Below are 26,703 nucleotides of genomic sequence, written 5' to 3'. Positions count from 1 at the left end.
AAACCGTGAACAAGGAAATATTGAGAGAAGTCATCAAAGACTTGGAAAACTTAACAGCTCATCTTAAAACGCTATTTGATGAGTCTAACGTTAGTAAAGAAAAACCATCTAAACCGGTAGAGAAACCAAAGCAGAATACAGTCAGTCTTGAGCAGGTTCGAGCGGTTTTAGCAAAACTTAGCCAGATGGGAAAGACAGCTGAGGTGAAGAAACTCATCGTTAAGCACGGTGCGCAAAAGCTCTCGGATGTTCCTGAAAGCGAGTATGAGAGCCTGTTGCATGAAGCGGAGGGAATTAAAGGTGACTAAGCATGCTTTACTTTCCCCATCTTCTGCTCACAGGTGGATTAAGTGTACTCCTAGCGCTGTTTTAGAAGAAAAGTTTGAAAACACTACTTCTGCAGCGGCTGAGGAAGGAACGGCGGCACACGCGTGGTGTGAGTACAAGCTGAATAAGCTTCTTAACCGTCCGTGCGAAAAACCGTCCACCGAGTATGACTCAAACGAGATGCAGGAATGCTCGGATGCTTACGTGGATTTCGTAATGGAAAAATACGAGCAGGCAAAACTTAACTGCCAAGATCCTATCCTTCTCATCGAGCAGAAGGTTGATTTTTCAGCTTACGTGCCTGACGGGTTTGGAACAGCGGACTGCATTATTGTAGGCGAAAAAACGCTGCAGATTATCGACTTTAAATACGGTCAAGGCGTGCTAGTGGATGCTTACGAGAATCCTCAGATGAAATGCTACGCTCTTGGAGCTTTAACGCTTTTCGACAGCTTGTACGAGATACAAACTGTTGAGATGAGTATTTTTCAGCCAAGACGTGACAACGTATCCACTTTCACACTACCTGCCACGGAGCTTATCTCTTGGGCTGAAAAAGTGCTTAAACCAAAAGCAGAGCTTGCTATTAAAGGCGAAGGCGAATTTGAAGCCGGTGACTGGTGCAGGTTTTGCAGGGCAAAAGCCACGTGCCGTAAACGTGCGGAAGAAAACCTTAAACTTGCAGAACTTGAGTTCAAACCGCCATCTGTTTTAACGGATAGTGAGATTGAGGAGGTTCTTAAAACTATTCCAACTCTTACGAAGTGGGCTGATGATGTTTTAGCGTACGCCACAGATTCCGCGATAAACCACGGCAAAGAGTGGAGTGGTTTCAAACTCGTGGAAGGCAGATCAGTTCGTAAGTTTAAGGACGAGACAGCTGTTATTGAGAAAGCAAAAGCCGCAGGCTTTACCAACATTTTCAAAACTAGTCTTATCGGTTTAACTGAAATGCAAAAGCTGATGGGCAAGAAAAAATTTGAGGATATTCTGGGCGACCTCATTATCAAACCGTCCGGAAAACTTACGCTCGTACCAGACTCGGATAAACGGGCAAAAGTTAACGTAACAAATGTAAACCAAGAATTCAAAAAGGAGAATTAGTACTATGTCTAAATTAAATAACACGAAGGTTATCACTGGTAAGAACACGCGTCTTTCCTATTTCAACGGTTGGGAGCCAAAGTCTATTAACGGCGGCCCTGAAAAATATAGTGTTTCACTGCTTATCCCTAAAGATGATGTTGAAACAGTAAACGCTATTGAGAAAGCTATTGATGCTGCTATTGAGGAAGGTGTCGGCAAGTTCGGTGGTAAAAAACCAAACAAGGCTGCTCTTAAAACACCACTCAGGGACGGGGATATTGAGCGTGATGATGAAGCGTATAAAGGACATTACTTCATTAACGCGAACTCAACCACGGCTCCGCAGATTGTAGACAAGCAGGTAAAACCAATCATGGATCGCAGTGAAGTGTATTCAGGCTGCTATGCGAGGGTTTCCATCAACTTCTACGCGTTTAACTCTAACGGTAATAAGGGTGTTGCTTGCGGTCTTGGCAATATTCAAAAAATTCGAGACGGTGAGCCACTCGGCGGACGTAGCCTCGCAACCGATGATTTTACGACTTTAGAAGATGATGACTTTCTAGCATAAGGAGCGTGAGTTAATTATGGAAATTGTTATAGCGGTTTTTATTTCAGTGTTTATAGGAGTATTACTTCTTGATTTCACGGTAAAGAAACTCGTGAGTCTTTACGTTGATATTAAACACATTCTAAATAGGAATTAGAAGATTCCTGAAAAACAGGATTTAGAAGATTCTATAAGTGGGGTGGCAGGTTTTCTGTCACCTCTTTTATAAGCTTGGAGGTGATGTAATTTGGAAAATTTGAGTATAGATTTAGAGACGTTTTCGAGTGTAAATCTTGGTAAATGTGGGGTTTACAAGTACGCAGAATCAGAGGATTTTGAGATACTGCTTTTTGGCTACAGTGTGGACGGTAGTGAAGTTCAGGTCGTTGATTTAGCGCAAGGTGAAACCATACCCGAGGTTGTGCTTTCTGCTTTAACGGATGAAACGGTTATAAAGTGGGCGTTTAACGCTCAGTTTGAAAGAGTGTGTTTATCACGCTACCTGCGAGATAAAGGCATCAATCTTAACCCTGGTAAGACAGTGAAAAGTGAATGCTTGTTTTTAAACCCAAGCTCCTGGCATTGCACAATGATTTGGTCAGCCACCCTGGGGCTTCCCATGTCTTTGGAAAGCGTGGGAGCAGTATTGGGTCTTGATAAGCAGAAGCTCACTGAGGGTAAGAATCTTATTAAATATTTCTGCCTGCCGTGTAATCCTACGAAAGTAAACGGTGGAAGAACAAGAAACAAGTATTTCCACGATAAGGAAAAATGGGAGCAGTTTAAATCGTATAACAAGCGTGATGTGGAAGTTGAGCTGAGTATTCAAGAAAAGCTCTCACGCTTTCCCGTACCAAACTTTTTATGGCAGGAGTTTTATCTCGACCAAACTATAAACGACCGTGGGATAGGAATAGATCCTCTTTTCGTTGAGTCAGCCATAAAACTCGACCAGGAGGTGAAAACGCATCTCATGAGTGAGCTTAAGCATGTTACAGGTTTAGAAAACCCGAACTCCGTGTTACAAATGCGCTCTTGGCTTAAAAAGCATGGTCTTGAAATGGAGTCGCTTGGTAAAAAAGAAGTAGCTAAAGAACTTAAAACAGTGGGTAAAGAGTTGGCGGAAGTTTTACGGCTTCGTCAGCAGCTTGCTAAATCTTCGGTGAAAAAGTATACGGCGATGAAAAACGCTGCCTGTATGGATTATCGGGAGCGTGGCATGTTTCGCTTCTATGGGGCAAACCGTACAGGAAGGTTTGCGGGAAGGCTCGTGCAATTACAAAACCTGCCACAAAACCATTTGCCTGATCTAGCTGAGGCTAGAAGTCTTGTTAAACAAGGAAATGTTGAAGCGTTGGAAATGCTTTATGAGGATATTCCGGATACCTTATCCCAGCTTATTCGCACTGCTTTTATTCCACGCACGGGATTTAAGTTTATTATCGCAGACTTTTCAGCAATCGAAGCTAGAGTCCTTGCCTGGCTTGCAGGTGAAAAATGGCGTATGCGAGTATTCGAGGAAGGTAAAGACATTTACTGCTCGTCAGCCTCTCAAATGTTTGGCGTACCCGTTGAAAAACACGGAGTAAACGGGCACCTGCGGCAGAAAGGGAAGATCGCGGAACTCGCTCTTGGATATGGCGGCTCTGTTGGTGCGTTAAAAGCCATGGGTGCACTCGACATGGGGGTTCATGAGGATGAGCTGCAGCCACTTGTTGACGCATGGAGATCATCTAACCCGATGGTGACCACACTGTGGTGGGATGTGGACAGAGCGGTAAAACAGTGTGTACACGAACACGCATCTGTTCGAACACACAATATTGTGTTCACTTACAAGAGCGGGTTTCTTATCATCAAACTGCCTTCGAAAAGATGCCTTTACTATGTGAAACCACGCGTGGAAGAAAACAAGTACGGTGGCGAATCAGTCACCTATGAGGGTGTGGGATCTACTAAAAAATGGGAGCGGCTGGAAAGCTACGGGCCTAAATTCGTGGAAAACATTACGCAAGCTATAGCTCGTGACATTCTACTTTACGCCATGCAAACACTGAAAGAATATCGCATCGTCGCGCACGTGCATGATGAAGCCATTATCGAAACCGATAAAAGCGTGAGTGTTCAAAGCGTGTGTGAGCTAATGGGAAGAACACCACCTTGGGCAGAAGGGCTTGTTTTACGAGCTGACGGCTACGAGTGTGAGTTTTACAAAAAAGATTAAAAAATTTTTAGGAGCAGGGTTAAAAACCTGCTCTTTTTCTTTGCCTGTGATTTAGAAGGCAATACCGCCTTCAGAAAGAACGTAAAAGGATACGCGAATGACTATTAAAAACAATATTAGTAAGCAAAAACGTGGTGTTAAAGGAGACTAAAAGTGGGTAAGTCTTATAAAAAGCATTTAGAAACGACACCGAATTTTAAGCCTATCGTCTACATTTGTGCTCCCTACCGTGGAGATAAAGAGAAAAACGTGCAACACGCTATTCGGTGTGCGGCTTACGCGTATTTGCACGGGGCAATACCAGTAACACCACACCTGCTTTTTCCGTTCATGGATGATGAGAATCAAAAGCATAGAGGGGATGCAATGTTTATGGACATTATCCTCTTAGGCAAGTGCAACGAACTATGGGTGTTCGGAGAGAAAATCACAGGCGGCATGCAAGTAGAAATCAATCTGGCAGAAAAACGAAACCAGCCGATTAAGTATTTCACGGATAAGGATTTAGGGGGTGAATATTGATGCGTAGTTTAGCTATCGCTTACGGTAACAACAGGCAGGCAAAAACATGGGTGAATAAGACCATCACCTATGATGAGCTGAAAGACCGTCTTAAAGTGACAATTCGCACCTCAGAGTCAGCGGAAGAGTATGCGAAAATGAAAAAAGCAGACCGTGATCTTGCAAAAGACCACGGTGGTTTCGTTGCAGGAGCGTTGGCTTATGGTAGGCGAAAAGTCGACAGTGTTGAGTTTCGCTCCATGCTTGCCTTAGATGGTGACCACATAGAAAAAGACTTTATTGCACTCTATGAGAGTGTTGCTCCATACACGTCTTTTCTGTACACGACACACAGCCACACGCCTGATAATCCGAGGGTGAGAATTGTTTTTCCTTTAACGAGGAATGTAACGCCTGACGAGTTTGTAGCAGTATCAAGATATTTAGCTGACATGCTGGGTATTGACCAGTTTGATGAATGCTCTTACTTGCCTAACCAGCTCATGTACTGGCCTTCCACGCCACGAAACGGCGTGTACGAGTATAAAGAGGTTGAAAAAGACTGGCTTAATCCTGATGATATTTTATCCGCTCACCCAGAGTGGGTGGATCCAACCAGGCTTCCGACCTCGTCTCGTGAGAGTAAAGCGAATCAGGTGCAGAAGCAGAAAGTGCAAGATCCACTCACAAAAAATGGCGTGGTTGGATTGTTTAACCGAGTATTCTACCCAGTAACTCTTGCTTTGGAAAAGTTTTTAAGCGACGTGTATGAGCCGACTGATAACGAAAACCGCTGGCATCTTGTAGCCTCACACAGTATGGCAGGAGTTGAGATTATCGAAGATAAGTTCGTTTACTCTCATCATGCTAAAGACCCAGCGTATTTGAAACTGTGTAATGCTTTTGATATTGTTCGCACGCACAAATTCGCTAGCTTGGACGAGAAAGAGTCGTTTAAGAAAATGAGCGAGTTTGCGATGAGTCTTGATGAGGTAAAACTTCAAGCGGCAAACGAGAGACTCTCGGAAGCGGAAGATGATTTTATTGACAGTGAGGATTGGAAGAAAAAACTACGCTACACGTCTAAAGGCGCTGTTTTAGAAAACTCGCTTTATAATGCGAAACTCATTATTAAACATGATCCTTTGCTTAAAGGAATCGTTTTTAACCAGCTGGCTGATGGTCTTGAAATTAAAGGCGACGTGCCTTGGCAGCATCCTGCAAAGTTTTGGAGGGACGCGGACGACGCGCAGCTTATCTGCTACGTGGACGACCATTATGGCTCGTTTTCACAGAGAAACTATGATATTGCTGTAACGAAAGTATCAGATGATAGAAGTTATCATCCGATAAGACGCTATTTTGAGAGTCTTCCTCAATGGGATGGTGTGAAACGTGTAGACACGCTTTTTATCGACTATCTTGGCGCTGAAGACAACGCGTATATTCGTGCAGTGTGTAGAAAAACACTGTGTGCAGCATACATGCGTATCTACCATCCCGGCATTAAATTTGACTACCTTCCTGTTTTTAACGGTGCGCAAGGTATCGGCAAGTCAACGTTTATAGCAAACCTTGGCATGGAATGGTTTTCAGACAGTCTCACGCTTTCAGACATGAACGATAAGACCGCGGCTGAAAAACTCCAAGGATATTGGATTCATGAAATCAGCGAGCTTGCCGGCATGAAAAAAGCTGACCTTGATAAGGTAAAAGCTTTTGTTTCAAGACGTGACGATAAGTATCGTGCTTCTTTTGGAAAACGTGTAGCACCACACCCGAGGCAGTGCGTGTTCTTCGGTACAACGAATAGTGAAAACGGTTATTTAAGGGATGTTACTGGTAACCGGCGTTTTTGGAATGTGAAAGTGTCGGGAAACGGTAAGTATAAGCCTTGGGAAATGACACGAGAACTGGTTGAGCAAATATGGGCGGAAACCATGGTTATTTCTAAGGCGGGTGAAGAACTATTCCTTGACAAGAGCTTGGAGGCTTTCGCTCAAGAAGAACAGCGTGAAGCCATGCAGCAAGACGACCGTGAAGGCATTGTTAGAGAGTATCTTAACATGCTTCTACCCGATACTTGGGATGAAATGGATATTTACAGGCGGCGGGATTACTTCCGTGACATGGAGGATCCGACACGGCCTAAAGGCACGATTAAACGCATGGAAGTATCCAACATTGAAATATGGTGCGAATGCTTCGGGAAAGCCAAAGAAGATATTAAGCCTATCGACAGTTACGCAATATCGGCGATTATGAAACGTTTGAAAGACTGGCAAAGATCTGACAATCGTAGAACCATACCAATCTATGGAAGGCAAAGAATTTATACCAGAATTTGAGTGGACAAGCGGTTAAAAACAGGACAACTGAATGTAGCTTGTCCTGACCTTGTCACTTGTCCCACCCATAACAACAGGCTTTGGACGAACAGGGACGGACAACACATGAAAATCTATATTAAATAAAATCTTTATTTATTACTTATAGCGTACACGTAACACGTGTATTCGCGCGTAAAGGGATTTTTAGTCACTTGTCCGTCCTTGTCCCGATAGAAAGGATAAAAAATTATGAGAAGTAAACAAGCAAGAACAATGGAGAGATACATGAAAGCAGGAGCTGAAATGAGACTGCTTAAGAGCCTTAGTGCAAGGCTTATCACAGATACAGGCTCTATCCTCTTAAAAACGCAGCAGGATAAATTGATGAGAGCTATGGATAAAGTCCGTCAGCTATGTTCGCTAGCAGAAGAACACATGTTTAAAGACTATCCCGATTTAAGCAAAGACTATATTGACGTGTTTTATGGCGATGTTGCTAATGAGCCGAGAAATGAAGTGGATAAGAAGATAATCGAGATTGCAAAAGAGGTATCTGATGGGCTTTTTAAGAGAAAAGGAAACTGAGCGAAAACTCGTTCGTGAAGTCAAAGCTATGGGAGGACTTTGCTTAAAGCTTACGAGTCCTTCAGTTGACGGGCTTCCTGACAGGCTGGTTTTACTTAACGGCGGGAAGATTGGTTTTGTCGAGCTTAAAGCACCAGGTAAAAAGCCTAGAGTTTTACAGGTGAAACGGATGAAGGATTTACAGGCTTTAGGTTTTAAGGTTTTCGTGGTTGATGACAAGAGTCAGATTGGAGGTGTGATTGATGCGATACGAGCCACATGAGTATCAAAAGTATGCGACTGATTTTATTATCACACACCCGGTTTCAGCGGTTTTGCTTGAAATGGGACTTGGTAAGAGTGTTATAAGTCTTACGGCAATTAACGACCTGATGCTTGACTCGTTTGATGTTTCCAGAACTCTTGTTATCGCTCCTCTTAGGGTTGCAAACACTACGTGGCCTTTAGAGTTAGAAAAGTGGGAGCATTTAAAACACCTGACTTATTCTGTGGTAACAGGCACTGAGAAGGAGCGGATTCAAGCACTAAAAACGCCTGCTCACGTTTATATTATTAACCGTGAAAACGTGGAGTGGCTGATAATGAAAAGCGGCCTGCCGTTTAATTTCGACATGGTTGTGATAGATGAGCTTTCAAGTTTTAAATCGTATCAGGCGAAACGTTTTAAAGCATTACTGAAGGCTAGGCCGAAAGTTAAAAGGATTGTTGGTCTTACAGGCACGCCTTCTTCTAACGGGCTAATGGATTTGTGGGCTGAGTTTAGGCTGCTTGATATGGGTCAAAGGCTAGGTCGCTATATTACGTACTATCGGCAGAACTTTTTTAATCCTGATAAGCGTAACCAGCACATGATTTTTTCTTATAAGCCTAAAGATGGTGCTGAGAGTTTAATCTATAAACAGATAGCTGATATTACGATTTCGATGAAGTCGAAAGACTATTTGAAAATGCCAGCATGTGTGATAAACGAGGTGAAAGTAGAGTTATCCGGAAAGGAGCGAAAACTCTATGATGAGCTGAAACAGGATATGGTGGTGTCGTTGGAAGGTAAAGAAATTGATGCGATTAACGCAGCGTCTCTTTCAAATAAGCTTCTTCAAATGGCAGGCGGCGCGGTTTATAACGAGAAAAAAGAAAGCGTTCATATTCATGATCGTAAGCTGGACGCGTTAGAGGATTTAATCGAGGCTGCTAACGGTAAACCGGTGCTTGTAGCTTACTGGTTTAAGCATGATCTTGAGCGGATTAAGAAACGTTTTAACGTGCGTGAGATTAAAACGAGTGCTGATATTGCTGACTGGAATGCCGGCATGATTCCTGTAGCATTGATTCACCCGGCTTCTGCAGGTCATGGTCTTAACCTACAGGCTGGCGGTTCAACTCTTATCTGGTTTTCCCTGACTTGGAATTTGGAACTTTACCAACAAACAAACGCCAGGCTTAACCGTCAAGGGCAAACCGACACGGTTGTAATCCATCACATCATCACTAAGGACACGATTGATGAGGATGTGATGAGGGCTTTAAGCATGAAGGCTAAAGTGCAGGATGCTTTAATCGAGTCGGTTAAAGCAAGACTATCAATTAATGAAGTGAGGGAAAGGGGTTCTAGAGAGAACTTACCTCAAAATGGAGGTAAGAATGAACAAAAAAGAATACTTACGGCAAGCCTATCTTCTTGATAAACGGATTAAGGCTGACATGGATGAGGTAGTAAGACTGCGTGAGCTTGCTACAAGTGTTTCTTCATTAAGATACGACCGAGAGTATGTGCAGACGACTCGAAGTATAGAAGCTCCGTTTGTGAAAGCTCTTATAAGGGTTATGGATTTAGAAGCGAAGATTAACATGGAGATTACGATGCTTATCAGTTTGAAAGAGCAGATTTTGGATGTGATTTCAAAGCTTGAAAGCGTGGATGAGCAGATGATTTTACGCTACCGTTACATGAGTAACATGACGTGGGAGGATATTGGTAAAGAACTCCATGCTAGCAGAATGACGATTATCAGGTGGCATGGTAAAGCGTTAGAGCACATGGTTTTACCAGATAATCTAATCCAAATCTGAAAAATGGTACGGTTTGGTACGCTCTGATACGAGACGTTACAGCCTTCTATATGGTATTATAAACTTAGCAAAAATTATAAATACTAAGCCTTGAAAGAGTAATCTTTCAGGGCTTTTTTCATGCCTAAAAGGAGGGCACAACATGGATCAGATGGTATTACTAACACAGCAATGGTTAAACAAAACCTATGGTGATAAGCCTGGGTTTGGTTCAGTTATTACTGATGGGAATACTGGTTGGGATACAATTAATGGGCTTATTCGTGCTTTGCAGATTGAGCTTGGTATAACAGAAACGGCAAATAATTTTGGGAAAGGTACTCAGTCACGATTTAAGAAGCGCTGGCCAAATGGTATTGATCAGACAGATGAAAGTAATAATATTCATGGAATTATTCAGGGTGCTCTTTGGTGCAAAGGGTATGAGGCTGAATATGGAGGCATAACAGAAGAATTTACATATAATGTAGCAAACTCTATTTCTGATCTTAAAAGTGATATTGGTCTTTCAGATATTTCATCTACTGTGGATCTAGAACTAATGATGGTTCTTTTATCAATGAAACAATTCAAATTGTTATCGTTGTATGGAGGCAAAGAAGACATTCGTGTAACACAGCAGGCTGTTAACAGTAAATATAAGAATTATACTGGAATTATTCCAACAGACGGTCTGTATGGTCGTGAGATGAATACAGCATTGATTCAAGTGTTACAAGCTGTTGAAGGGTTTACTCCAGCTGAGGCTACTGGCAATTTTGGTAATGGCACACGATCACGTTTAAAGACAATTAGTGAGGGAACGAGTGAGTGGGTTTGGTTGGCAAGCGTAGCGCTCACATGTAATGGGTATTCGCTTACGCCAACTTCAACATGGAATAATGCAATAGTGTCGGCATTGTATAAGTTCCAAGCAGAGCATGTTATTCCTGTTACAGGTAAGGTTGATCCAACAACATGGATGAGCCTTTTAACTTCGAAAGGTGATCCTAATCGTTCTTGTGTAGCGTGTGATACACGTTTTGAGATTACTGACGAGTTTGCTGAGTGTTTGAAGGCTGATGGTTATAGGATTGTTGGTCGTTATTTGAGTGAACCTGATCAAAAAAACACTGCTGAAAAGGACTATTTTAAGGCATTGCGTACTGGAGAATTGGAAAGAATTGTGAGCCACGGTCTTCAATATTTCCCTATTTTTCAAGAGTATTCAACTGAATTACGTCATTTTACAGCAGAAAATGGAGCTCGTCATGCAAAAGAAGCGGTTGCTTCAGCTAAACGTCTTGGAGTTCCGCCAACAGTAATCTATTTTGCGGTTGATTATGATGCAACGAATCCGGAAATTAGTAGCAATATTTTGCCGTACTTCAAAGCTGTTAAAGAAAATATGCATGGTGGTTATCGGATTGGAATTTATGCATCTAGAAATATTTGTACTCGTGTTAGTAAAGCAGGATATGCGGTAGCATCATTTGTGTCTGATATGTCTACAGGTTTTAGTGGAAATCTAGGCTTTTCTATTCCAAGTAATTGGGCGTTTGATCAGTTCCATGAAATCCCTGGCTATAAAGGTAAATGGGATCTTGACAGAGTAGCATATTCTGGACGTTTTGGAGCGGTTGGAAGTGTAAATCATTCAACTGGCAATCCACAATCAAAGATTACTTATGTCGCTCCACCTAATCCAGATACGTCTCGTTTAACAAAAATTGAAAAAGTGATAGACCTCATTCAACAATTAGAAAGCGTGTATGATAAATGGCGAAAAGTATATCAAAAGTATGCGGTGGTTCTAGAGTATCATCCTTTAAGCGTGACTCAAGGTGTGATTAATTATCTAGCTAAGGCATATATGACGAATTGGAAATTTGCTATTGCTGGCGCGTTTGCAGACCCATTTTTCATAATATTCATGGAAAAAGAATATCCTGCATTAAAAGATAAGCTGGATACTTATATTGGTAATAAGCGTGACGAAGTTGCTGATATAAGTGGTGGTAAAAACGATATAGCACACTTTGCTTATACGCTTTATTGTTATGCTTATTCTAATTTAGCTCCAGATCATTGGACTGGTTGGGCAGGAGATCTTGCAACAGGCATGGATGACTTACATAAGTACCTGCAAAAGTATCCATCTCTTGATCGTATGAAAACAGCATATGCTCTTATTGGTTCAGACAGTAGTGCACAGTCGGAGTATTTTAAAGCAAATCATGTCAGTAATAAACTTGGTATTCGCTGCAATTTTACAGATTTTTGTGATGATGCAGACGCTATCTATTTAGGAATGAATCTACGTAATGCTAGTGATGAAAATTTGCATACTTTAAGCGATATGATGACAACTTATTATAGTAGTATTACTGCTCAAAAGAGATATACTGCTTATGCTCAAGATGGGTTAGATTTCAGTTCATTTAAAGCACTGGAAAATTCTATTAAGGCAAAAATGTATGGATGTCTGGAAAAAATTCTAGGATTTGGATTGCTGGCACGGCTTGCTGGCGAATCAACTGATGAAGAACGAGATGCATGCTGTATTGCTATGGCTCATTATTTGCTGGCAAAATCAAAATAATCATAGAGTTAAATTATTGAGATAACAGGTCACGGAGGTGATTGAGGGTGTCTTTATTCTCAATCACCTTTGTGCTTTTGGTTTCTTCTTCGTAAAAACTCTTTAACAATGATTGGAATTATAGTTGGGATACATTCAAGAGTAATAAAAAATGTAATGTACGTGCAAGTCCAGCTACTACCTAATTGCCGAGGAGACTCTTGTAATATCAATAAATCAATAGCAGGGGCGATAAGCGCGATAGCGATGGTTTTACAAACTCCTAAGTTTTCGAGTGTTTTTTGATTGACAACAATCGAGTAAAGAAGAATTTTTGTTAAACCAAGTGCATGAGCTATAACAATGAGTAAAAAGGGTGAGTCATAAACAATTTCCCAATCGAGTGATTTAAGAGAATTGATAATAAGTCCTAAAAGAGGGAGTAATAATGAAAAAAGGAATAATCGTATAGCTTGATACATAGATTTCTTCATAACTAACCTCCTTAAATTTATATAGCCAAGCAGATGACTACTGTCGTAGACGGACTATTTTCACTTATTTTACGTTAATTTATCTTACTTGAAAAGGGAGGATGAGTCTTGCCAAGAAAACCTAAAAGACCGTGTTCTTATCAAGGCTGTCCGAACCTAACTGACGGCAGGTTTTGTGAGGAACATTTAAAACAAGAGAACAGACGATACGAAAAATACGAGCGTCCTTATGATGCTCACAAGCGTTACGGCAGAGCATGGCAGAAAGTCAGGGATTCTTATGTGAAAGAGCATCCTTTCTGTGAGCTTTGCTTTAAGAACCATATGCTTGTACCTGTTGAGCAGGTTCATCATATTAAACCGATTGCTGAAGGCGGAACGCATGAGAGGAATAATCTTATTTCTCTATGCAAATCCTGTCACTCTAAAATTCACGCTAAGCGTGGAGATCGCTGGCATAACAAATAACCCACCCCCTAGGGGGGGTTAAATCTCTACGAGCCTACCCCATGGGGAACGGGCGCAGGGTATTTTGCGTAAAAACAGCGAAATCAAAAGGGCAATAGGCAAAATCAAACACGAAATTTTTTAATAGTTACAACTCACGTGGGAAGGAGGCGGAAAGTTTGCCTACAAAATCAAATAATATCGGCGGTCGTGGCGGCAGACGCGTATGTGCCGGGCGTAAAAAGAAAGCAGTTGTTGAAAAAGCGAGTGAAGGAAACCCTGGTGGCAGGCCTTTAAGCGTTCTTGATATTCCGGAGCTTGAAGGTGCTGAAATGCCTCAGCCTCACGAGTTTTTATCCGCCACGCAAAAAGACGGTACTCAGCTTCAGGCTAAAGAAATTTTCGCTGAAACATGGAAGTGGCTAAAAGACATTGGTGTTAGCAGTAAAGTCCCGTCTCCTCTTATTGAACGGTATGCGATGAGTTGTGCTCGTTGGATTCAATGTGAGGAAGTAACCAGTAAACTCGGGTTTCTTTCCAAGCATCCGACCACGGGTAAACCGATACCATCGCCTTTTATCAATATTGGTATTAACTACATGAATCAGGCGGTCAGGCTTTGGAATGAGATTTTCCAGATTGTGAAAGAAAACTGTTCGACTGAGTTTGATGGCGTTTCACCTCAAAACGATTTAATGGAACGCCTGCTTATTACACGTAAAAACATTTAGGAGAAAAATTATGATAGAAAAAGTAAACCCGTCGCATGTCGACAAGATTGCGGATCGTATTGCTGGAGCAATTGTTGATCTGGCTTACAAGCTGGATGAGAACCCGAAGATTGCTGTTGAAGTGATGCTCGGGCATGGTAAGTGTGCCGTGTTTATTGAAAGCACGGTGATGTTTAAGTTTAAGGATATTAAAAATATTATCCACCGTTTAAGCCCTGGGAAAGTAAAGATTGATATTACGGTTGTGCCGCAGGATAAGCATCTAAGCCGAAACCAGGATGGTATGGTTCGCTGCGCTGATAACGGGATTTTTAAAGGCATGCCACTAACAGGCGAGCAGAAGAAACTCTCGGCTATTGCTCGAAAGGTTTATGAAAAGTATCCGTATGACGGCAAGTATGTTCTTGATGGTGAAAAGCTTATCATCTGCCAGTCTCACGCTAAACGAGAAGACTTATTGAAAGACTATCCGAATGCGTTTGTTAATCCTTTAGGCGACTGGACGGGTGGTATCAGCGTGGATACGGGAGCGGTTAACCGAAAACTCGGGTCAGATATGGCTGATGCTGTTACGGGCGGCGGTCTTCATGGTAAGGATCTTACGAAAGCTGATGTGTCGGTTAATATTTACGCGTTTTTGAAAGCGCAGGAGACCGGTCGGGTGGTTGAGTTTTCTTGTGCTATCGGGGATGAAATGGTTGATGGTAAACCGTATGCGCAGATTGTGAAAATTGCGAAAGATTATATTGACTCGGTGGGTGGTTTTGAAAAGCTGGCTTGCTGGGGTCTTTTCTAACGGGAGGAAAGCTTATGGAAAAAGAAATGCAGTATTATTTGGCTGACGTAAGTGAGCTTATCCCGTATGTGAGAAACGCTCGCACTCACTCTGAGGCGCAGGTAGCTCAGATAGCGGCAAGTATTCGCGAGTTTGGTTTTCTATCCCCAATTCTAGTGGCGGAGGATAATACGATTCTCGCAGGCCACGGCAGGCTTGCCGCGGCATTAAAACTGGGTCTTAAAAAAGTTCCGTGTGTGAAAGAAAATCATTTAACTGAAACACAAAAGCGTGCTTATATTATTGCGGATAATAAGCTTTCACTTAACGCAGGCTGGGACAATGAGCTTTTAGCAGTCGAGTTGTCGGAGCTCGAAGGAGCTGATTTTAATCTTGATCTTCTCGGGTTTGACGAGGCGGAGCTTTCCAGTATTTTCGATGCTGATAAAGACGTGAGTGATGATGATTTTGATGTTGAAAAAGAGCTGGAAGAACCGTGTTTTTCTAAAACAGGTGACATATGGACGCTTGGCAGGCATCGTGTTATTTGCGGTGATGCTACTAAGTTAGAAACATATAAGACGCTTCTTGAGAATACTAAAGTGAATCTGGTGGTTACTGATCCGCCTTATAACGTGAACTATGAGGGTTCTGCTGGGAAAATCAAAAACGATAATATGGAGGATGATAAGTTTTACCAGTTTCTTTTCAACTCGTTCGTGAACATGGAGCAGGCGATGGCAGATGATGCATCTATCTACGTGTTTCATGCTGACACGGAGGGATTGAATTTTAGAAAAGCATTCCAGGACGCGGGGTTTTATCTTTCAGGTTGTTGTATTTGGAAGAAACCGTCGCTGGTGTTGGGTAGAAGCCCTTACCAGTGGCAGCATGAACCATGTTTGTATGGGTGGAAGAAAAAAGGTAAACACAAGTGGTACGCGGGTAGGAAAGAAACTTCAGTTTGGGAGTTTGAAAAGCCTAAGAAAAACGCTGATCATCCAACCATGAAACCAATAGCTCTTTTAGCGTATCCGATTAAAAACTCGAGTATGACGAACTCGCTTGTGTTAGATCCGTTTGCTGGAAGTGGTAGCACGCTTATAGCCTGCGAGCAGACTGGTAGAATCTGCTACGCTATCGAGCTTGACGAGAAATATTGTGACGTGATTGTGAAACGTTATATTGAGCAGATTGGAAATGATAAGAGTGTGAAAGTTTTAAGAGGCGGTAAAGAATACTCGTTTACTGAAGTATTTACTAACAAGTAAGACTCGTATTTTATATGAAAAATAGTTTACGACCGCTTGATAAAAACCTTCTTTAGAGTGATTTATATATGTACCCGAAAAAACCTAAAGGAGGCAAAATGGAATTAAAATACGGGTTAAAAGGAAAAGATAGGCAGCCGCTTATTAAAGCTATAGAGGATTCTACAGGAGTAAAGGCTGTTTACTTAAAAACTCCAAGTATGTCTTACAAGATAGGTGTTTTCAACATTAGTAAAGATGGTACGGTCACGTGTAGTAGTGAAGAAAATTTAGATGATTTAAAAAACATGTTAGACGCTGACTATGGTATAAGTCTTCCAGTCTGCGCGTGTGATGGTACGCAATATTTTAGTGTTGAGTTTCCTAAAGATAAGGCTGATGTGGTAAAGCTTAAGAAAATACTTGATAATAAGGGCGATCTTATTAAAAAAGCGTTAGGAGTGAACAGTCTTAATATTAAGGAAGAAGATGATAAGCTTATTTTTCCTTGGTTTGAGCAGGCTAACCAACCAGGCTTGGCATCCTATGCGAAGTTTATAAACAGTCTTTGTAAAATGAGCGTGGAAATTAAACGCGTAAATAATAGTAAGCGTGAGACAGTTAACGATAAGTATGCTTTCAGATGTTTCCTTCTTAGACTCGGGTTTATAGGAGACGAGTTTAAACAAGACAGGAAAATTATGCTTTCCCGTTTAGAAGGCTCCTGCGCTTTTAGAAACGGGGGTGAGCGTAATGCTGTATGCGAGTGAAGACCAGGCGTACGAGTTGAGTGAAGACTGTACTACAGGCTCTTTGGTTGAAGAAATTTTCGCGAATTTAGAGCAAGAGAACGAGGTTTTTGTAAAAGCATGTTTTACTGTAGTAGATGATTTTTGGGTGATTATTATTTCAGCATGATTTTAGAAACATTTTAACGGTTTTTAAGAGTAAAAAAATTAGCGAAAACTGGTGGGGAAAAACGTGTAAATACCCGGTGTTTCTTGGCTTAAAAGCTTGCTATTGCGCGCTTTTAGAGTGATATATAGTATCAGCAAAAAGCACAGAAACAAAGGAGAAACCTTATGAAAAAAGAAATCTTACAAAACCTTACAAACGAAGTTAAAACATGCAGACGCTACGCGCTAAACGCAATCAAAAAAGCTGAAGAAGGGAAAATTAGTTCGGCTATCAGCATGCTCGACATTGCACAAACAGCAAAAACCTGCGCCAGTAAAGCTCACGAGGAGCTTTGGAAGGTAAGCGGAGGAAAACTCAACGATACGGAGTTTGAACTGTTTGCGGATGCTGAAACCTTGGACAAGGATATTCAAAAAGCTTATCAAGCGATTCAACAAGCAAGAAGCTAAAAGAAAGGGGGATAGTCAGCCATAGGGTTGGAAGGCTGGAGAAAAATCGTGGAATTATCCGCGATTTTTTCTCGTTTACGGCTTGCTATTATATGCTTTTAGAGTGATATATAGTACTAACAAAAAACACAGAAAAAGGAGAAAAATCATGTGGGAACAAGATACGCTTAGGGTTGAAGATCAGGTTGTAAGCTACAGTATGAAGGTTTTTGAAGAGCCAAGCGAATATGGGATTAACCAGGGGCGAATTTCCAAGCTTACTTTGAAAAACAATAACAAGGTTATCGCAAACTATGATAGAGGCTGGGATATTATGCCAACAGGCAAGCTTGCAAACGAGGCTTTAGAAATGATCCTTGACGCAAGAAACTAAAAACTTTAAGTCTAGTTAAAAGCAGCAGGGCTTTTTAAGGCCCTGTTTCTCGTAGGAAAGATAAGAAATGATGTGGACGCAAGTAAGCGTCTTTTTTTATGCCTAAAGAAAGGAGGAGCTTAAGTTGCAAAAATACGAGGTTACTAAGTTTAAAAAAGAAGATTCAACCTATAGTAAAGAGCTTGCGGATTATGCCGTGAGTTTTATCGAATGTTTAACACACACGAAAGGCACGTGGGCTGGTAAGCCTTTTAAGCTCCTAGCCTGGCAGGAACAGATTATCAGGGACTTGTTTGGCGTGGTGAAACCGAATGGTTACCGTCAGTTTAATACTGCTTATATTGAGATACCTAAGAAAATGGGTAAAAGTGAGCTTGCCGCGGCAGTAGCCTTGCTTTTATGCTGTGGGGATAATGAGGAGCGAGCGGAAGTTTATGGTTGTGCGGCGGACCGTCAGCAGGCAACAATCGTGTTTGACGTGGCCGCGGACATGGTTAGAATGTGTCCGGCTCTTAATCGTAGGGTTAAAATTTTAGCTTCGCAAAAACGTATTATTTTCCTACCAACTAACAGTTTCTACCAAGTGTTGTCGGCTGAAGCTTACTCTAAACACGGGTTTAACATTCACGGTGTCGTGTTTGATGAGCTTCACACGCAGCCAAACCGTAAACTTTTTGACGTGATGACTAAAGGCTCCGGGGATGCTCGCATGCAGCCACTATATTTTCTGATTACCACAGCCGGTACGGATACACATTCTATCTGCTATGAGACTCATCAGAAAGCAGTGGATATTCTCGAGGGTAGGAAAATTGATCCAACTTTTTACCCAGTGATTTATGGTGCAAAAGATTCGGATGATTGGACTGATCCGAAGGTGTGGAAGAAAGCTAATCCTTCTCTTGGAGTGACGGTTCAAATGGAGAAAGTTAAGGCTGCTTTCGAGTCCGCTCGGCAAAATCCTGGTGAAGAGAATGCTTTCCGTCAGCTTCGTCTTAACCAGTGGGTGAAACAGTCTATTCGTTGGATGCCGATGGAAAAGTGGGATGCTTGCGGTTTTCAGGTGAATGAGGAAGAACTCGAGGGCAGGGTCTGCTACGGGGGTCTTGACCTTTCAAGCACCACTGATCTTACGGCTTTTTCGCTTGTGTTTCCGCCTTTAGATGAGTCGGATAAGTTTCGTATCCTACCATATTTTTGGGTGCCTGAAGAAACCTTGGATATGCGCGTGAAACGGGACCATGTGCCGTATGACGTGTGGGAAAAACAAGGGTTTATTAAAACTACGGAAGGAAACGTTGTTCACTACGGGTTTATTGAAAAATTCATCGAAACATTAGGTGAACGTTTCAATATTCGTGAGATTGCTTTCGACCGTTGGGGCGCGGTGCAAATGGTGCAAAACCTTGAAAACATGGGGTTTACCGTGGTTCCGTTCGGACAGGGATTCAAGGATATGAGTCCGCCTACCAAGGAGCTTATGAAGCTTGTGCTCGAGCAGAAAATCGCACACTCCGCTCATCCGGTGCTTCGCTGGAACATGGACAACATTTTTATCCGCACTGATCCTGCAGGAAACATTAAGGCAGATAAGGAAAAATCAACCGAGAAAATTGATGGTGCTATCGCAACCATCATGGCACTTGACCGTGCTATCAGATGCGGTAACGCGAACACTCAAAGCGTGTATGACAATCGCGGGATTTTGTTTATGTAGGAGGTGACAATGAACATTTTTAGCAGACTATTTAAATCAAGAGATAAGCCTGAAAACAGGATGTTAGGCGGTGGTTATCGTTTCTTAATGGGTACGTCCTCGTCGGGTAAGAGGGTGAATGAGCGTTCGGCGATGCAGATGACGGCAGTTTACTCGTGTGTGCGTATCCTGTCTGAAGCGGTGGCGAGTCTGCCGCTTCACGTGTATGAGCGGACGAGTACGGGTACGGCTAAAGCGATTAAACATCCTTTATATAAGGTGCTTCATGATGAGCCGAATCTTGAAATGACAAGCTTCGTGTTTAGAGAAACTTTGATGACGCATCTACTGTTATGGGGTAATGCTTACGCGCAGATTATTCGAAACGGTAAAGGCGAGGTTTTAGGCTTATACCCTTTAATGCCTGATCGTATGAGAGTTGACCGGGATGAGAGTGGTCAAATTTTTTACGAGTATACGTTAAATGATAGTGATGTTTTAGCGGGTAAAGAAACGAGTGTGAAACTTAAACCTTTTGACGTGCTTCATATTCCCGGTCTTGGTTTTGACGGTCTTGTTGGCTATTCGCCTATTGCGATGGCAAAAAACGCTATCGGTATGGCGATAGCTACGGAAGAGTATGGTGCATCGTTTTTCGCTAACGGTGCTACACCAAGTGGAATCTTGGAATACCCCGGTACAGTGAAAGATCCTCAAAGTATGAGGGATAGTTGGAATAAGGGGTTCTCGGGTTCTAACTCGCATAAGATAGCGATTTTAGAGGAAGGCATGAAGTATACGCCTATTTCTATTTCGCCTAACGAAGCACAGTTTCTTGAAACTCGTAAGTTTCAGATTAACGAGATTGCTCGTATTTTTAGAGTCCCACCACACATGGTTGGTGATTTAGAAAAGTCGAGTTTTTCTAATATTGAGCAGCAGTCGTTGGAGTTTGTGAAATACACGCTGGATCCTTGGGTGGCGCGTTTTGAACAGTCTATTACGAGGCGGCTTTTTACTGATAAGGAGAAAGAAACTTATTATGTGAAGTTTAACGTGGATGGTCTTCTTCGAGGAGACTATCAGAGTCGTATGAATGGTTATGCTACCGCTCGTCAAAACGGTTGGATGAGCGCGAACGATATTAGACAGTTAGAAAACTTGGATAAGATTCCCGCCTGTGAGGGTGGTGACTTGTATTTGATTAACGGTAACATGCTCCCGCTTAACCGTGCTGGAGCGTTCACTGTAATTGGTAGAAATAAGTTAGGTGATTAAGATGAATTTGTGTCTTGATAATATTAATATAACATGTTATATTAATATTATTATAGTATAACTGTTTAGACAGTGGATGAATCATTTAGGCAACGAAGACATAACGAATTATCTTAACGTTAAGCGAAAAATAGAATTTAATCTCTATGGATACTTAGCTAAGATAATATCCTACACTATGAGAGTATACAACAAATTAATAATAGCAGAAAGGATGGAATAATTTATGTGACATTATAAAAAAAATCATAAAATGTACAAGAATAGTGATCATTCGAGATAAAATCTGATTAATCTCAATCTTAGTTAAAGATGTTGTTTTTAAGGAGGTGCTTACAAATGATTAGAAAAAGAAAGATGTTATCAGCAATAACCACTTATGTAATGGTTGTTGGAATGTTGTTTTTCACATCCAATTCTGTTGCTTATGCGTATACTTTATCTCAACCAAAATCGTTTTATGATAGTATTTCATGGACATGGTTTTATAGCGATAAGGCTACGCCAGCATATAATTGTCTAGGATTTGCAACTGGTAGTATGACGTACGAATGGCCTAGTGACTTTGGTGATGATGGTGCTACTAAAGCGCAATTGGATAATTATCTGGCAAAGAAAGGTTATAGACCTTATAAATATGATCCATTTATTCTAGCGTATGGTCATTCTCCTGATAAAATTGTTCATTTTGCAAAGGTTACTGGTCTTAAGTGGTGCCGTGCTAAATGGGGACAATTGGAGCTGTTTAACCATGGTAGTCATGATCCTTATTACCCTAATTCTGTTTATGGTTCTTTGCAACACAAATACACTGCGAATTAGAATTCTAGGAGGTGTAATACTATGTCTAAGAAAAAAATGTATATTTCGCTAGGAACTTTACTTTTATTGGTTCTATTTGTATTTACTGGAATTTTTATTATTGGAAATAATCCAGCATCAAAGAATAGTGGGAATATAGCTCATAAATTGATGCCAGTAAACGTAGCTTATGCTGAAACGTTAGATGATATAAAGGGATCCATGAATAAGTTGATGGTGGAATTAGAAACTGAGACGAAGACTAATCCACAAGTGGCTATGCAGGCACATCCAGGAAAGTTTATTAGGAATTCTAAAAACTATCAAAGAATATTGAAACTGGGACTGAAGGCAATTAAACCTCTTTACGATGCTATTTATGATAGTAGAGATGCTGGATGCTATGAATATATTCTAGCTATGGCTATTGAAGACATAACTGGCGAAAAGTTTGTTTACAATTCTGACTATGGTTGGAAAAATTCGTTAGAGTTTAGGATGGCTTATGACGAAAAAGTAAACAATACAAGGTTTAATGTTGAAAGAATCAGTAATAATGAAACTTTGAATGATCATGACCGAACTCAGAAATTTAAGGAATTAGGGATTTTTGCAGTTTCTGATTTAATTAAAGAGTATAGGAAAAGTGATTCCAAAGTTTCTAAACCATCGATATTAGAAGCTGTTAAGGGAATTACTAGTAAGTATAAAGAACTTGCAATAACGGAAAGAACTCCAACTGAGAGTATTCTAGATGAAACACAATTATTTGATTCTCTAGTTTCCTTAAATGGAAGAGCATACAAGTAAGGTGGATTATTTAACTGTAAAGCTAGTTCTTTAGGTATTATATGAGTGTTATACGAACATGAAGCGACCAAGAAAATCTTGGTCGCTTCTTTATATAAGAAAGGAGGAAAAAGGTAATGAGGAAGTTTTGGCAGTGGAAAAACCAGAAGGAAAATCAGGAGTCAAATGAAATATTGGAGAGGACATTGTTTCTTAACGGTACGATTGCTGAAGAATCATGGTTTGATGATGATATTACACCACAACTTTTTAAAGACGAGTTAAACGCTGGTAGTGGAAATATTACCGTGTGGATTAACTCACCTGGCGGCGATTGTGTGGCTGCGGCACAAATCTATAACATGCTCATGGATTACAAGGGTTGTGTGACGGTAAAGATTGACGGTATAGCAGCTTCGGCTGCATCAGTGATTGCTATGGCTGGGACAAAGGTTTATATGAGCCCGGTGTCAATGCTTATGATTCATAATCCTATGACTGTTGCTTTTGGTAACAGAAATGAAATGGAAAAAGCAATATCAATGCTTGATGAGGTAAAAGAGTCCATTATTAACGCTTACGAGATTAAAACAGGGCTTAACCGTGTGAAACTCTCGCATTTAATGGATTCGGAAACGTGGATGGATGCTAACAAGGCGGTAGAACTCGGGTTCGCTGACGGTGTTTTAACTAGAGGTGAAACCACTGATATTGGCATACCACAAGTTTCAACATTGTATTCGAAAGCAAGCGTGCAAAACACGTTATTGGAAAAAATATCTAAAGCCTGCCGGATAAGCGGTAAGGAAACAAACAATATTAGTGCAGACGATCTTATGGATCGTCTTTTTTTAATCAAAAATTGGAGGTAAACATGATGAACACTATTTCAAACATGGTTGAGAAACGTAATAAGGCTTGGCAGGGTGCGAAAGCTTTCCTTGAGTCTAAACGTGACAAGGACGGGCTTATTTCAGAAGAAGACGCGAAAACCTATGATGAGATGGAAGCGAAAGTGAAAGCTTACAGTACGGAAATTGAACGCTTGGAACAGATGGAAAAAATGGATAAGGAGCTTTCAAAACCAACATCTGAGGCGATTGTTGCAAAACCTATGAAAACAGGTGTGAACCTTGAAAAACAAGGTCGTGCGCGTGACGAGTATAAGCAGGCGATGCTTACAGCTCTTAGAAGTAATTTTAAACGAGTCGATAACGTGTTGCAGGAAGGCGTGGACGCTGACGGCGGGTATCTTGTGCCGGAAGAATACGATAATCGTCTGATTGAAACGTTGAAAGAAGAAAACATTATTCGCTCTCTTGCTACCACGATTACTACTAGTGGCGAGCGTAAGATTAATGTTGCGATGAGTGATCCTGCGGCGGCTTGGATTGAAGAAGGCGCAAGCCTTAACTTTGGTGATTCCAAGTTTGCTCAAATCCTGCTTGACGCTCATAAGCTTCACGTTGCGGTAAAAGTTACTGAAGAACTCTTGTATGATAATGCGTTTAACCTCGAGAATCATCTTCTCACATCCTTCGGCATGGCGTTGGCTAACGCTGAGGAAGACGCTTTTCTTAACGGGGATGGCCTGGGAAAACCGACTGGTATTTTCAACAAGAAAGACGGCGGCACGTTCCTTAAAGAAACAGCCGGTATTAAAACTGATGATCTGATTGATCTTATTCACGCTTTGAGGCGACCATACCGTAAAAACGCGAGTTTTATTATGAACGATAAAACAGTCGCGAGCATACGAAAACTTAAAGACAATAATGGCGCGTACGTTTGGCAGCCTTCATACCAGGATGATGAGCCGAACAGGATTCTCGGATACCCGGTATACACGTCTGCTTACGCGCCTGAAAACATGGTAGCTTTTGGCGACTACTCGTACTACAACATTGGTGATCGTGGTTCACGCTCGTTTAAAGAGCTTACCGAACTTTTCGCTGGAAACGGCATGATAGGTTTCGTCGCTAAAGAGCGTGTAGACGGCAAACTCGTGCTTAAAGAAGCAGTACAGATTCTGCCTGTTAAAACAAGCGTAGCAGCTTAAAAGTTAAGGAGGGGTGTTGATGATAGTTACAGTTGAGGAAGCAAAAAACTATCTTAGGGTGGATAGTAGAGAAGATGATGAGCTTATCAACACCCTTATTCGTTCTGCTGAAAAACTCTGCCAGGGAGTAGCTCGTAAAAACGATAGTAGTTTGATTAGTGAAAACTTTGACGAGTATCGGCTCGCAGTCTTATACGCTACAGGCTACTTGTATGAGCATCGGGAAGAAGCCGACCACCACGCGCTTATGCTTACCTTACGTTCGATGCTTTTTACTGTTAGAAAAACGGGGTTTTAAATGAGAATAGGCTTATTAAACGAGCGTATTGTGCTGCTTAAAAACAGTGTTGAAATTGATGATATTGGTAACCATAAGATTAAGTGGAGTAAATATTACGAGTGTTACGCCACGGTGAGTGCTGAAAGCCCAATGGAGCAGACTTCGGCGGGAAACGTGTGGGATGAGTCAAAAATAGATTTTACTATCCGCTATTCGAAAGAAACAGCCGTAGTCTCATCTCTTGGTTACAGGATTATTTTCCGTGATACGGTTTACGAGATTTTAGGTGTTGACCACATGAATTATAAGAAGAAAAGCCTGAAACTTCACTGTAAGAGGTGTAAAAAGTGAGCAAAGTAAGTATTGGCAGCCTCTCTAAAGAAGTTATTAGAGAGCTTAAAACTTACGCGAAAGTTACAACCGGGAAAGTAAAAGAAGCAGTAAAAAACGCTGGTAAAACAGCAAAAGAAGAAATTAACATGACAGCTCCTAAACGAACTGGAGCGTACGCGAAAAGTTGGGCGGTTAAAACATTAAGCGAAACAGGCAGCAGGCTAGTTCTCGTAGTGCATTCTAGAAACAAGTATCAGCTTACACACTTGTTAGAGTACGGTCATGCTAAACGAGGCGGCGGACGCGTGGAAGCTAGAGCACACATTGCTGAGGCTGAAAGTAAAGCAGTACGAAGTTTTGAAAAAGAAATAGAGGAGGCGGTTAAAAATGGGTAATCTTTTAAACATTATGAGGGAGATAGGTTTTCCTTTTGCTTACCATCATTTTGCTGAAGGAGAATCACCTAATCCGCCTTTCCTCCTGTTCTTAACGCCTGCGAGCAGTAATTTTGCGGCAGACGGGAAAACGTATTTTAAAGCAAACGAAGTCCATATTGAACTATACGCAGACTATAAGAACCCCGTGCTGGAAGAACAAGTTGAAGCCGTGCTTGATAGGCACGGCATTTTTTATAACAAAACAGAAGCGTTCATAGAGTCGGAAAAGCTTTATGAAACACTCTACATTTTTGAAATGGAGGTAACAATAAATGGGAAACAAGGTTAAATACAATCTGAAAAACGTGTACGCGGCAAAACTTAAAAAAGATTCGAGTGGTTTCTCCTACGATGAGCCTAAGCCGATTCCGGGGGCGGTGAGTATAAGCCTTGAGGCTGAGGGTGAATCCTCACCGTTTTACGCTGACGGGATTGTTTACTTCAGGTCGACTGCTAACAACGGTTACAGTGGCGACTTGGAAATTGCTCTTATACCTGAATGGTTTAGGACGGAAATACTACGAGAAGAACTAGATAAAAACGGTGTTCTGGTTGAAAACGCGAAGATTAGTGAAACAGAAAAATTCGCGCTCCTGTTTGAGTTTGATGGTGACGTGAACGCTATCAGACACGTTTTATATAACTGTTCAGCAACACGACCGTCTATCGAGTCAGAAACTAAGGAAGACACTATAGAACCGGGCACGGAAACTTTGTCGCTTACGGCTGATCCTAGAGAAGATGGTTTGGTGAAATCCCGTAGCGGTGACACTACTTCAAAAGAAACCTATGAGAAATGGTATAAGAGCGTGTACGTTCCGCAAGTTAACACGGAAATCAAATAAGTTTTAAAGGGGTAAAAGTGTTAGAAAAAACAGTAAAAGTAAATGGTAAAGACGTGAAGTTTCGTTCTTCCGCCACTATTCCAAGATTGTATCGTATTAAATTCAAGCGTGATATTTTCAAAGACCTGTCAAAATTAGAGCAGTCGTTTAAAATCAACGAGGGTGTTTTTGAAATAGCAGATCTTGAAATTTTTGAAAACGTAGCCTATATCATGGCTTACCATGCGGATAATAGTATTCCAGCGAGTATTGATGAGTGGCTTGACGAGTTTGAAATGTTTTCTATCTACGAGATTCTTCCTGAAATTCTAGAACTTTGGGGAGCAAACTTGGAAACTGAAGTAAAATCTAAAAAAAATTTAAAGCAACAACACGGCAAATGACAACCGCGTTGTTTCTTCTTAGATGCACCGAAATTGGGATTAGTATTGGCGAACTGGATCTTTTAACCATCGGCATGGTTTTAGACATGTGGACGGAGAAAGCAAACGATAGTGTGAAATACGATAAGCTCG

Annotated in this window: 32 protein-coding genes; 31 read left to right on the top strand and 1 reads right to left on the bottom strand. The window is 41.4% G+C overall.

The window, feature by feature from the left end; all coding sequences use genetic code 11:
* Positions 1 to 5 precede the first annotated feature (5 nt).
* From HXT39_RS03225 to HXT39_RS03175, 11 genes are all read left to right on the top strand, one after another.
* Positions 6 to 308, top strand: coding sequence for a hypothetical protein (locus HXT39_RS03225; protein ID WP_103014026.1), 303 nt, complete (start codon positions 6 to 8; stop codon positions 306 to 308).
* Positions 301 to 1,431, top strand: coding sequence for a DUF2800 domain-containing protein (locus HXT39_RS03220; RefSeq protein WP_103014027.1), 1,131 nt, complete (start codon positions 301 to 303; stop codon positions 1,429 to 1,431). The genes HXT39_RS03225 and HXT39_RS03220 overlap by 8 nt, the downstream gene beginning before the upstream one ends.
* A gap of 4 nt (positions 1,432 to 1,435) precedes the next feature.
* Positions 1,436 to 1,984, top strand: a complete 549-nt coding sequence (locus HXT39_RS03215) for a DUF2815 family protein (RefSeq protein ID WP_075523955.1) — start codon at positions 1,436 to 1,438, stop codon at positions 1,982 to 1,984.
* 226 nt (positions 1,985 to 2,210) lie between these two features.
* Positions 2,211 to 4,187: a DNA polymerase gene (locus HXT39_RS03210; protein ID WP_103014028.1), complete on the top strand. Its 1,977-nt coding sequence runs from the start codon at positions 2,211 to 2,213 to the stop codon at positions 4,185 to 4,187.
* Between the two features lie 153 nt (positions 4,188 to 4,340).
* Positions 4,341 to 4,709 (top strand): hypothetical protein, encoded by a 369-nt coding sequence (locus tag HXT39_RS03205; protein ID WP_421793310.1) that lies wholly within the window; start codon positions 4,341 to 4,343, stop codon positions 4,707 to 4,709.
* On the top strand, positions 4,709 to 7,036 hold the full coding sequence (locus HXT39_RS03200) for a virulence-associated E family protein (RefSeq protein ID WP_103014030.1): 2,328 nt from the start codon (positions 4,709 to 4,711) through the stop codon (positions 7,034 to 7,036). Before HXT39_RS03205 ends, HXT39_RS03200 begins: the two co-directional genes overlap by 1 nt.
* Positions 7,037 to 7,267: 231 nt before the next feature.
* The gene (locus HXT39_RS03195) at positions 7,268 to 7,603 is read left to right on the top strand and encodes a hypothetical protein (RefSeq protein WP_103014031.1); all 336 of its coding nucleotides are present in this window, start codon (positions 7,268 to 7,270) and stop codon (positions 7,601 to 7,603) included.
* The gene (locus HXT39_RS03190) at positions 7,575 to 7,865 is read left to right on the top strand and encodes a VRR-NUC domain-containing protein (protein WP_103014032.1); all 291 of its coding nucleotides are present in this window, start codon (positions 7,575 to 7,577) and stop codon (positions 7,863 to 7,865) included. The genes HXT39_RS03195 and HXT39_RS03190 overlap by 29 nt, the downstream gene beginning before the upstream one ends.
* On the top strand, positions 7,846 to 9,285 hold the full coding sequence (locus HXT39_RS03185; RefSeq protein ID WP_103014033.1) for an SNF2-related protein: 1,440 nt from the start codon (positions 7,846 to 7,848) through the stop codon (positions 9,283 to 9,285). The genes HXT39_RS03190 and HXT39_RS03185 overlap by 20 nt, the downstream gene beginning before the upstream one ends.
* The gene (locus HXT39_RS03180) at positions 9,245 to 9,673 is read left to right on the top strand and encodes a sigma factor-like helix-turn-helix DNA-binding protein (protein ID WP_019260867.1); all 429 of its coding nucleotides are present in this window, start codon (positions 9,245 to 9,247) and stop codon (positions 9,671 to 9,673) included. Before HXT39_RS03185 ends, HXT39_RS03180 begins: the two co-directional genes overlap by 41 nt.
* A 142-nt stretch (positions 9,674 to 9,815) precedes the next feature.
* Positions 9,816 to 12,254: a glycoside hydrolase domain-containing protein gene (locus HXT39_RS03175; RefSeq protein WP_103014034.1), complete on the top strand. Its 2,439-nt coding sequence runs from the start codon at positions 9,816 to 9,818 to the stop codon at positions 12,252 to 12,254.
* Positions 12,255 to 12,313: 59 nt separating this feature from the next.
* Here HXT39_RS03175 and HXT39_RS03170 read toward each other — a convergent pair whose 3' ends face one another.
* Positions 12,314 to 12,727, bottom strand: coding sequence for a hypothetical protein (locus tag HXT39_RS03170; protein WP_103014035.1), 414 nt, complete (start codon positions 12,725 to 12,727; stop codon positions 12,314 to 12,316).
* A 108-nt stretch (positions 12,728 to 12,835) separates the two neighbouring features.
* On the opposite strand from HXT39_RS03170, the gene HXT39_RS03165 reads away from it, so the two are divergent.
* From HXT39_RS03165 to HXT39_RS03070, 20 genes are all read left to right on the top strand, one after another.
* Positions 12,836 to 13,195 (top strand): HNH endonuclease, encoded by a 360-nt coding sequence (locus tag HXT39_RS03165; protein ID WP_014554460.1) that lies wholly within the window; start codon positions 12,836 to 12,838, stop codon positions 13,193 to 13,195.
* 158 nt (positions 13,196 to 13,353) lie between these two features.
* The gene (locus HXT39_RS03160; protein ID WP_421793309.1) at positions 13,354 to 13,905 is read left to right on the top strand and encodes a P27 family phage terminase small subunit; all 552 of its coding nucleotides are present in this window, start codon (positions 13,354 to 13,356) and stop codon (positions 13,903 to 13,905) included.
* A gap of 10 nt (positions 13,906 to 13,915) precedes the next feature.
* Complete coding sequence (locus HXT39_RS03155; protein WP_421793307.1) at positions 13,916 to 14,701, top strand: S-adenosylmethionine synthetase N-terminal domain-containing protein; 786 nt, start codon at positions 13,916 to 13,918, stop codon at positions 14,699 to 14,701.
* A 14-nt stretch (positions 14,702 to 14,715) separates the two neighbouring features.
* Positions 14,716 to 15,951 (top strand): site-specific DNA-methyltransferase, encoded by a 1,236-nt coding sequence (locus tag HXT39_RS03150; protein WP_421781530.1) that lies wholly within the window; start codon positions 14,716 to 14,718, stop codon positions 15,949 to 15,951.
* Positions 15,952 to 16,049: 98 nt separating this feature from the next.
* Positions 16,050 to 16,700: a virulence protein gene (locus tag HXT39_RS03145; protein WP_065189400.1), complete on the top strand. Its 651-nt coding sequence runs from the start codon at positions 16,050 to 16,052 to the stop codon at positions 16,698 to 16,700.
* The gene (locus HXT39_RS03140) at positions 16,684 to 16,848 is read left to right on the top strand and encodes a hypothetical protein (RefSeq protein WP_180946780.1); all 165 of its coding nucleotides are present in this window, start codon (positions 16,684 to 16,686) and stop codon (positions 16,846 to 16,848) included. The genes HXT39_RS03145 and HXT39_RS03140 overlap by 17 nt, the downstream gene beginning before the upstream one ends.
* A 164-nt stretch (positions 16,849 to 17,012) precedes the next feature.
* The gene (locus tag HXT39_RS03135) at positions 17,013 to 17,297 is read left to right on the top strand and encodes a transcriptional regulator (RefSeq protein ID WP_065189401.1); all 285 of its coding nucleotides are present in this window, start codon (positions 17,013 to 17,015) and stop codon (positions 17,295 to 17,297) included.
* Between the two features lie 148 nt (positions 17,298 to 17,445).
* The gene (locus tag HXT39_RS03130) at positions 17,446 to 17,670 is read left to right on the top strand and encodes a DUF7678 domain-containing protein (RefSeq protein WP_065189402.1); all 225 of its coding nucleotides are present in this window, start codon (positions 17,446 to 17,448) and stop codon (positions 17,668 to 17,670) included.
* A gap of 124 nt (positions 17,671 to 17,794) precedes the next feature.
* Positions 17,795 to 19,387 (top strand): terminase large subunit, encoded by a 1,593-nt coding sequence (locus HXT39_RS03125; protein WP_103013948.1) that lies wholly within the window; start codon positions 17,795 to 17,797, stop codon positions 19,385 to 19,387.
* A gap of 9 nt (positions 19,388 to 19,396) precedes the next feature.
* Positions 19,397 to 20,644: a phage portal protein gene (locus HXT39_RS03120; RefSeq protein ID WP_075523002.1), complete on the top strand. Its 1,248-nt coding sequence runs from the start codon at positions 19,397 to 19,399 to the stop codon at positions 20,642 to 20,644.
* Between the two features lie 339 nt (positions 20,645 to 20,983).
* On the top strand, positions 20,984 to 21,466 hold the full coding sequence (locus HXT39_RS03115) for a DUF7689 domain-containing protein (RefSeq protein ID WP_016815963.1): 483 nt from the start codon (positions 20,984 to 20,986) through the stop codon (positions 21,464 to 21,466).
* A gap of 21 nt (positions 21,467 to 21,487) precedes the next feature.
* The gene (locus HXT39_RS03110; protein ID WP_004104990.1) at positions 21,488 to 22,255 is read left to right on the top strand and encodes a hypothetical protein; all 768 of its coding nucleotides are present in this window, start codon (positions 21,488 to 21,490) and stop codon (positions 22,253 to 22,255) included.
* Positions 22,256 to 22,371: 116 nt separating this feature from the next.
* Positions 22,372 to 23,106 carry a head maturation protease, ClpP-related gene (locus tag HXT39_RS03105; protein ID WP_081264724.1) on the top strand — a complete coding sequence of 245 codons (735 nt, stop codon included), beginning with the start codon at positions 22,372 to 22,374 and terminating at the stop codon, positions 23,104 to 23,106.
* A gap of 2 nt (positions 23,107 to 23,108) precedes the next feature.
* Positions 23,109 to 24,293, top strand: a complete 1,185-nt coding sequence (locus tag HXT39_RS03100; protein ID WP_103014108.1) for a phage major capsid protein — start codon at positions 23,109 to 23,111, stop codon at positions 24,291 to 24,293.
* A 19-nt stretch (positions 24,294 to 24,312) separates the two neighbouring features.
* Complete coding sequence (locus HXT39_RS03095) at positions 24,313 to 24,591, top strand: head-tail connector protein (protein ID WP_020760694.1); 279 nt, start codon at positions 24,313 to 24,315, stop codon at positions 24,589 to 24,591.
* Positions 24,592 to 24,924, top strand: a complete 333-nt coding sequence (locus HXT39_RS03090; RefSeq protein ID WP_020760693.1) for a phage head closure protein — start codon at positions 24,592 to 24,594, stop codon at positions 24,922 to 24,924.
* The gene (locus HXT39_RS03085; RefSeq protein WP_065189406.1) at positions 24,921 to 25,301 is read left to right on the top strand and encodes an HK97 gp10 family phage protein; all 381 of its coding nucleotides are present in this window, start codon (positions 24,921 to 24,923) and stop codon (positions 25,299 to 25,301) included. Before HXT39_RS03090 ends, HXT39_RS03085 begins: the two co-directional genes overlap by 4 nt.
* Positions 25,294 to 25,632, top strand: coding sequence for a hypothetical protein (locus tag HXT39_RS03080; RefSeq protein WP_103014107.1), 339 nt, complete (start codon positions 25,294 to 25,296; stop codon positions 25,630 to 25,632). The genes HXT39_RS03085 and HXT39_RS03080 overlap by 8 nt, the downstream gene beginning before the upstream one ends.
* Entirely contained in the window at positions 25,616 to 26,188 is a 573-nt protein-coding gene (locus tag HXT39_RS03075) for a major tail protein (protein WP_014554473.1), read from the top strand. Before HXT39_RS03080 ends, HXT39_RS03075 begins: the two co-directional genes overlap by 17 nt.
* Before the next feature lie 17 nt (positions 26,189 to 26,205).
* A complete protein-coding gene (locus tag HXT39_RS03070; RefSeq protein WP_014554474.1) occupies positions 26,206 to 26,571 on the top strand; it encodes a hypothetical protein in 366 nt (121 codons plus the stop codon).
* Positions 26,572 to 26,703: the final 132 nt, after the last annotated feature.

The organism is Gardnerella sp. DNF01159 (assembly GCF_049244215.1).
Taxonomy (GTDB): Bacteria; Actinomycetota; Actinomycetes; order Actinomycetales; family Bifidobacteriaceae; genus Bifidobacterium; species Bifidobacterium swidsinskii.
The sequence above is the reverse complement of the archived record's forward strand: the minus strand, read 5'-3'. Positions and strand labels throughout refer to the sequence as shown.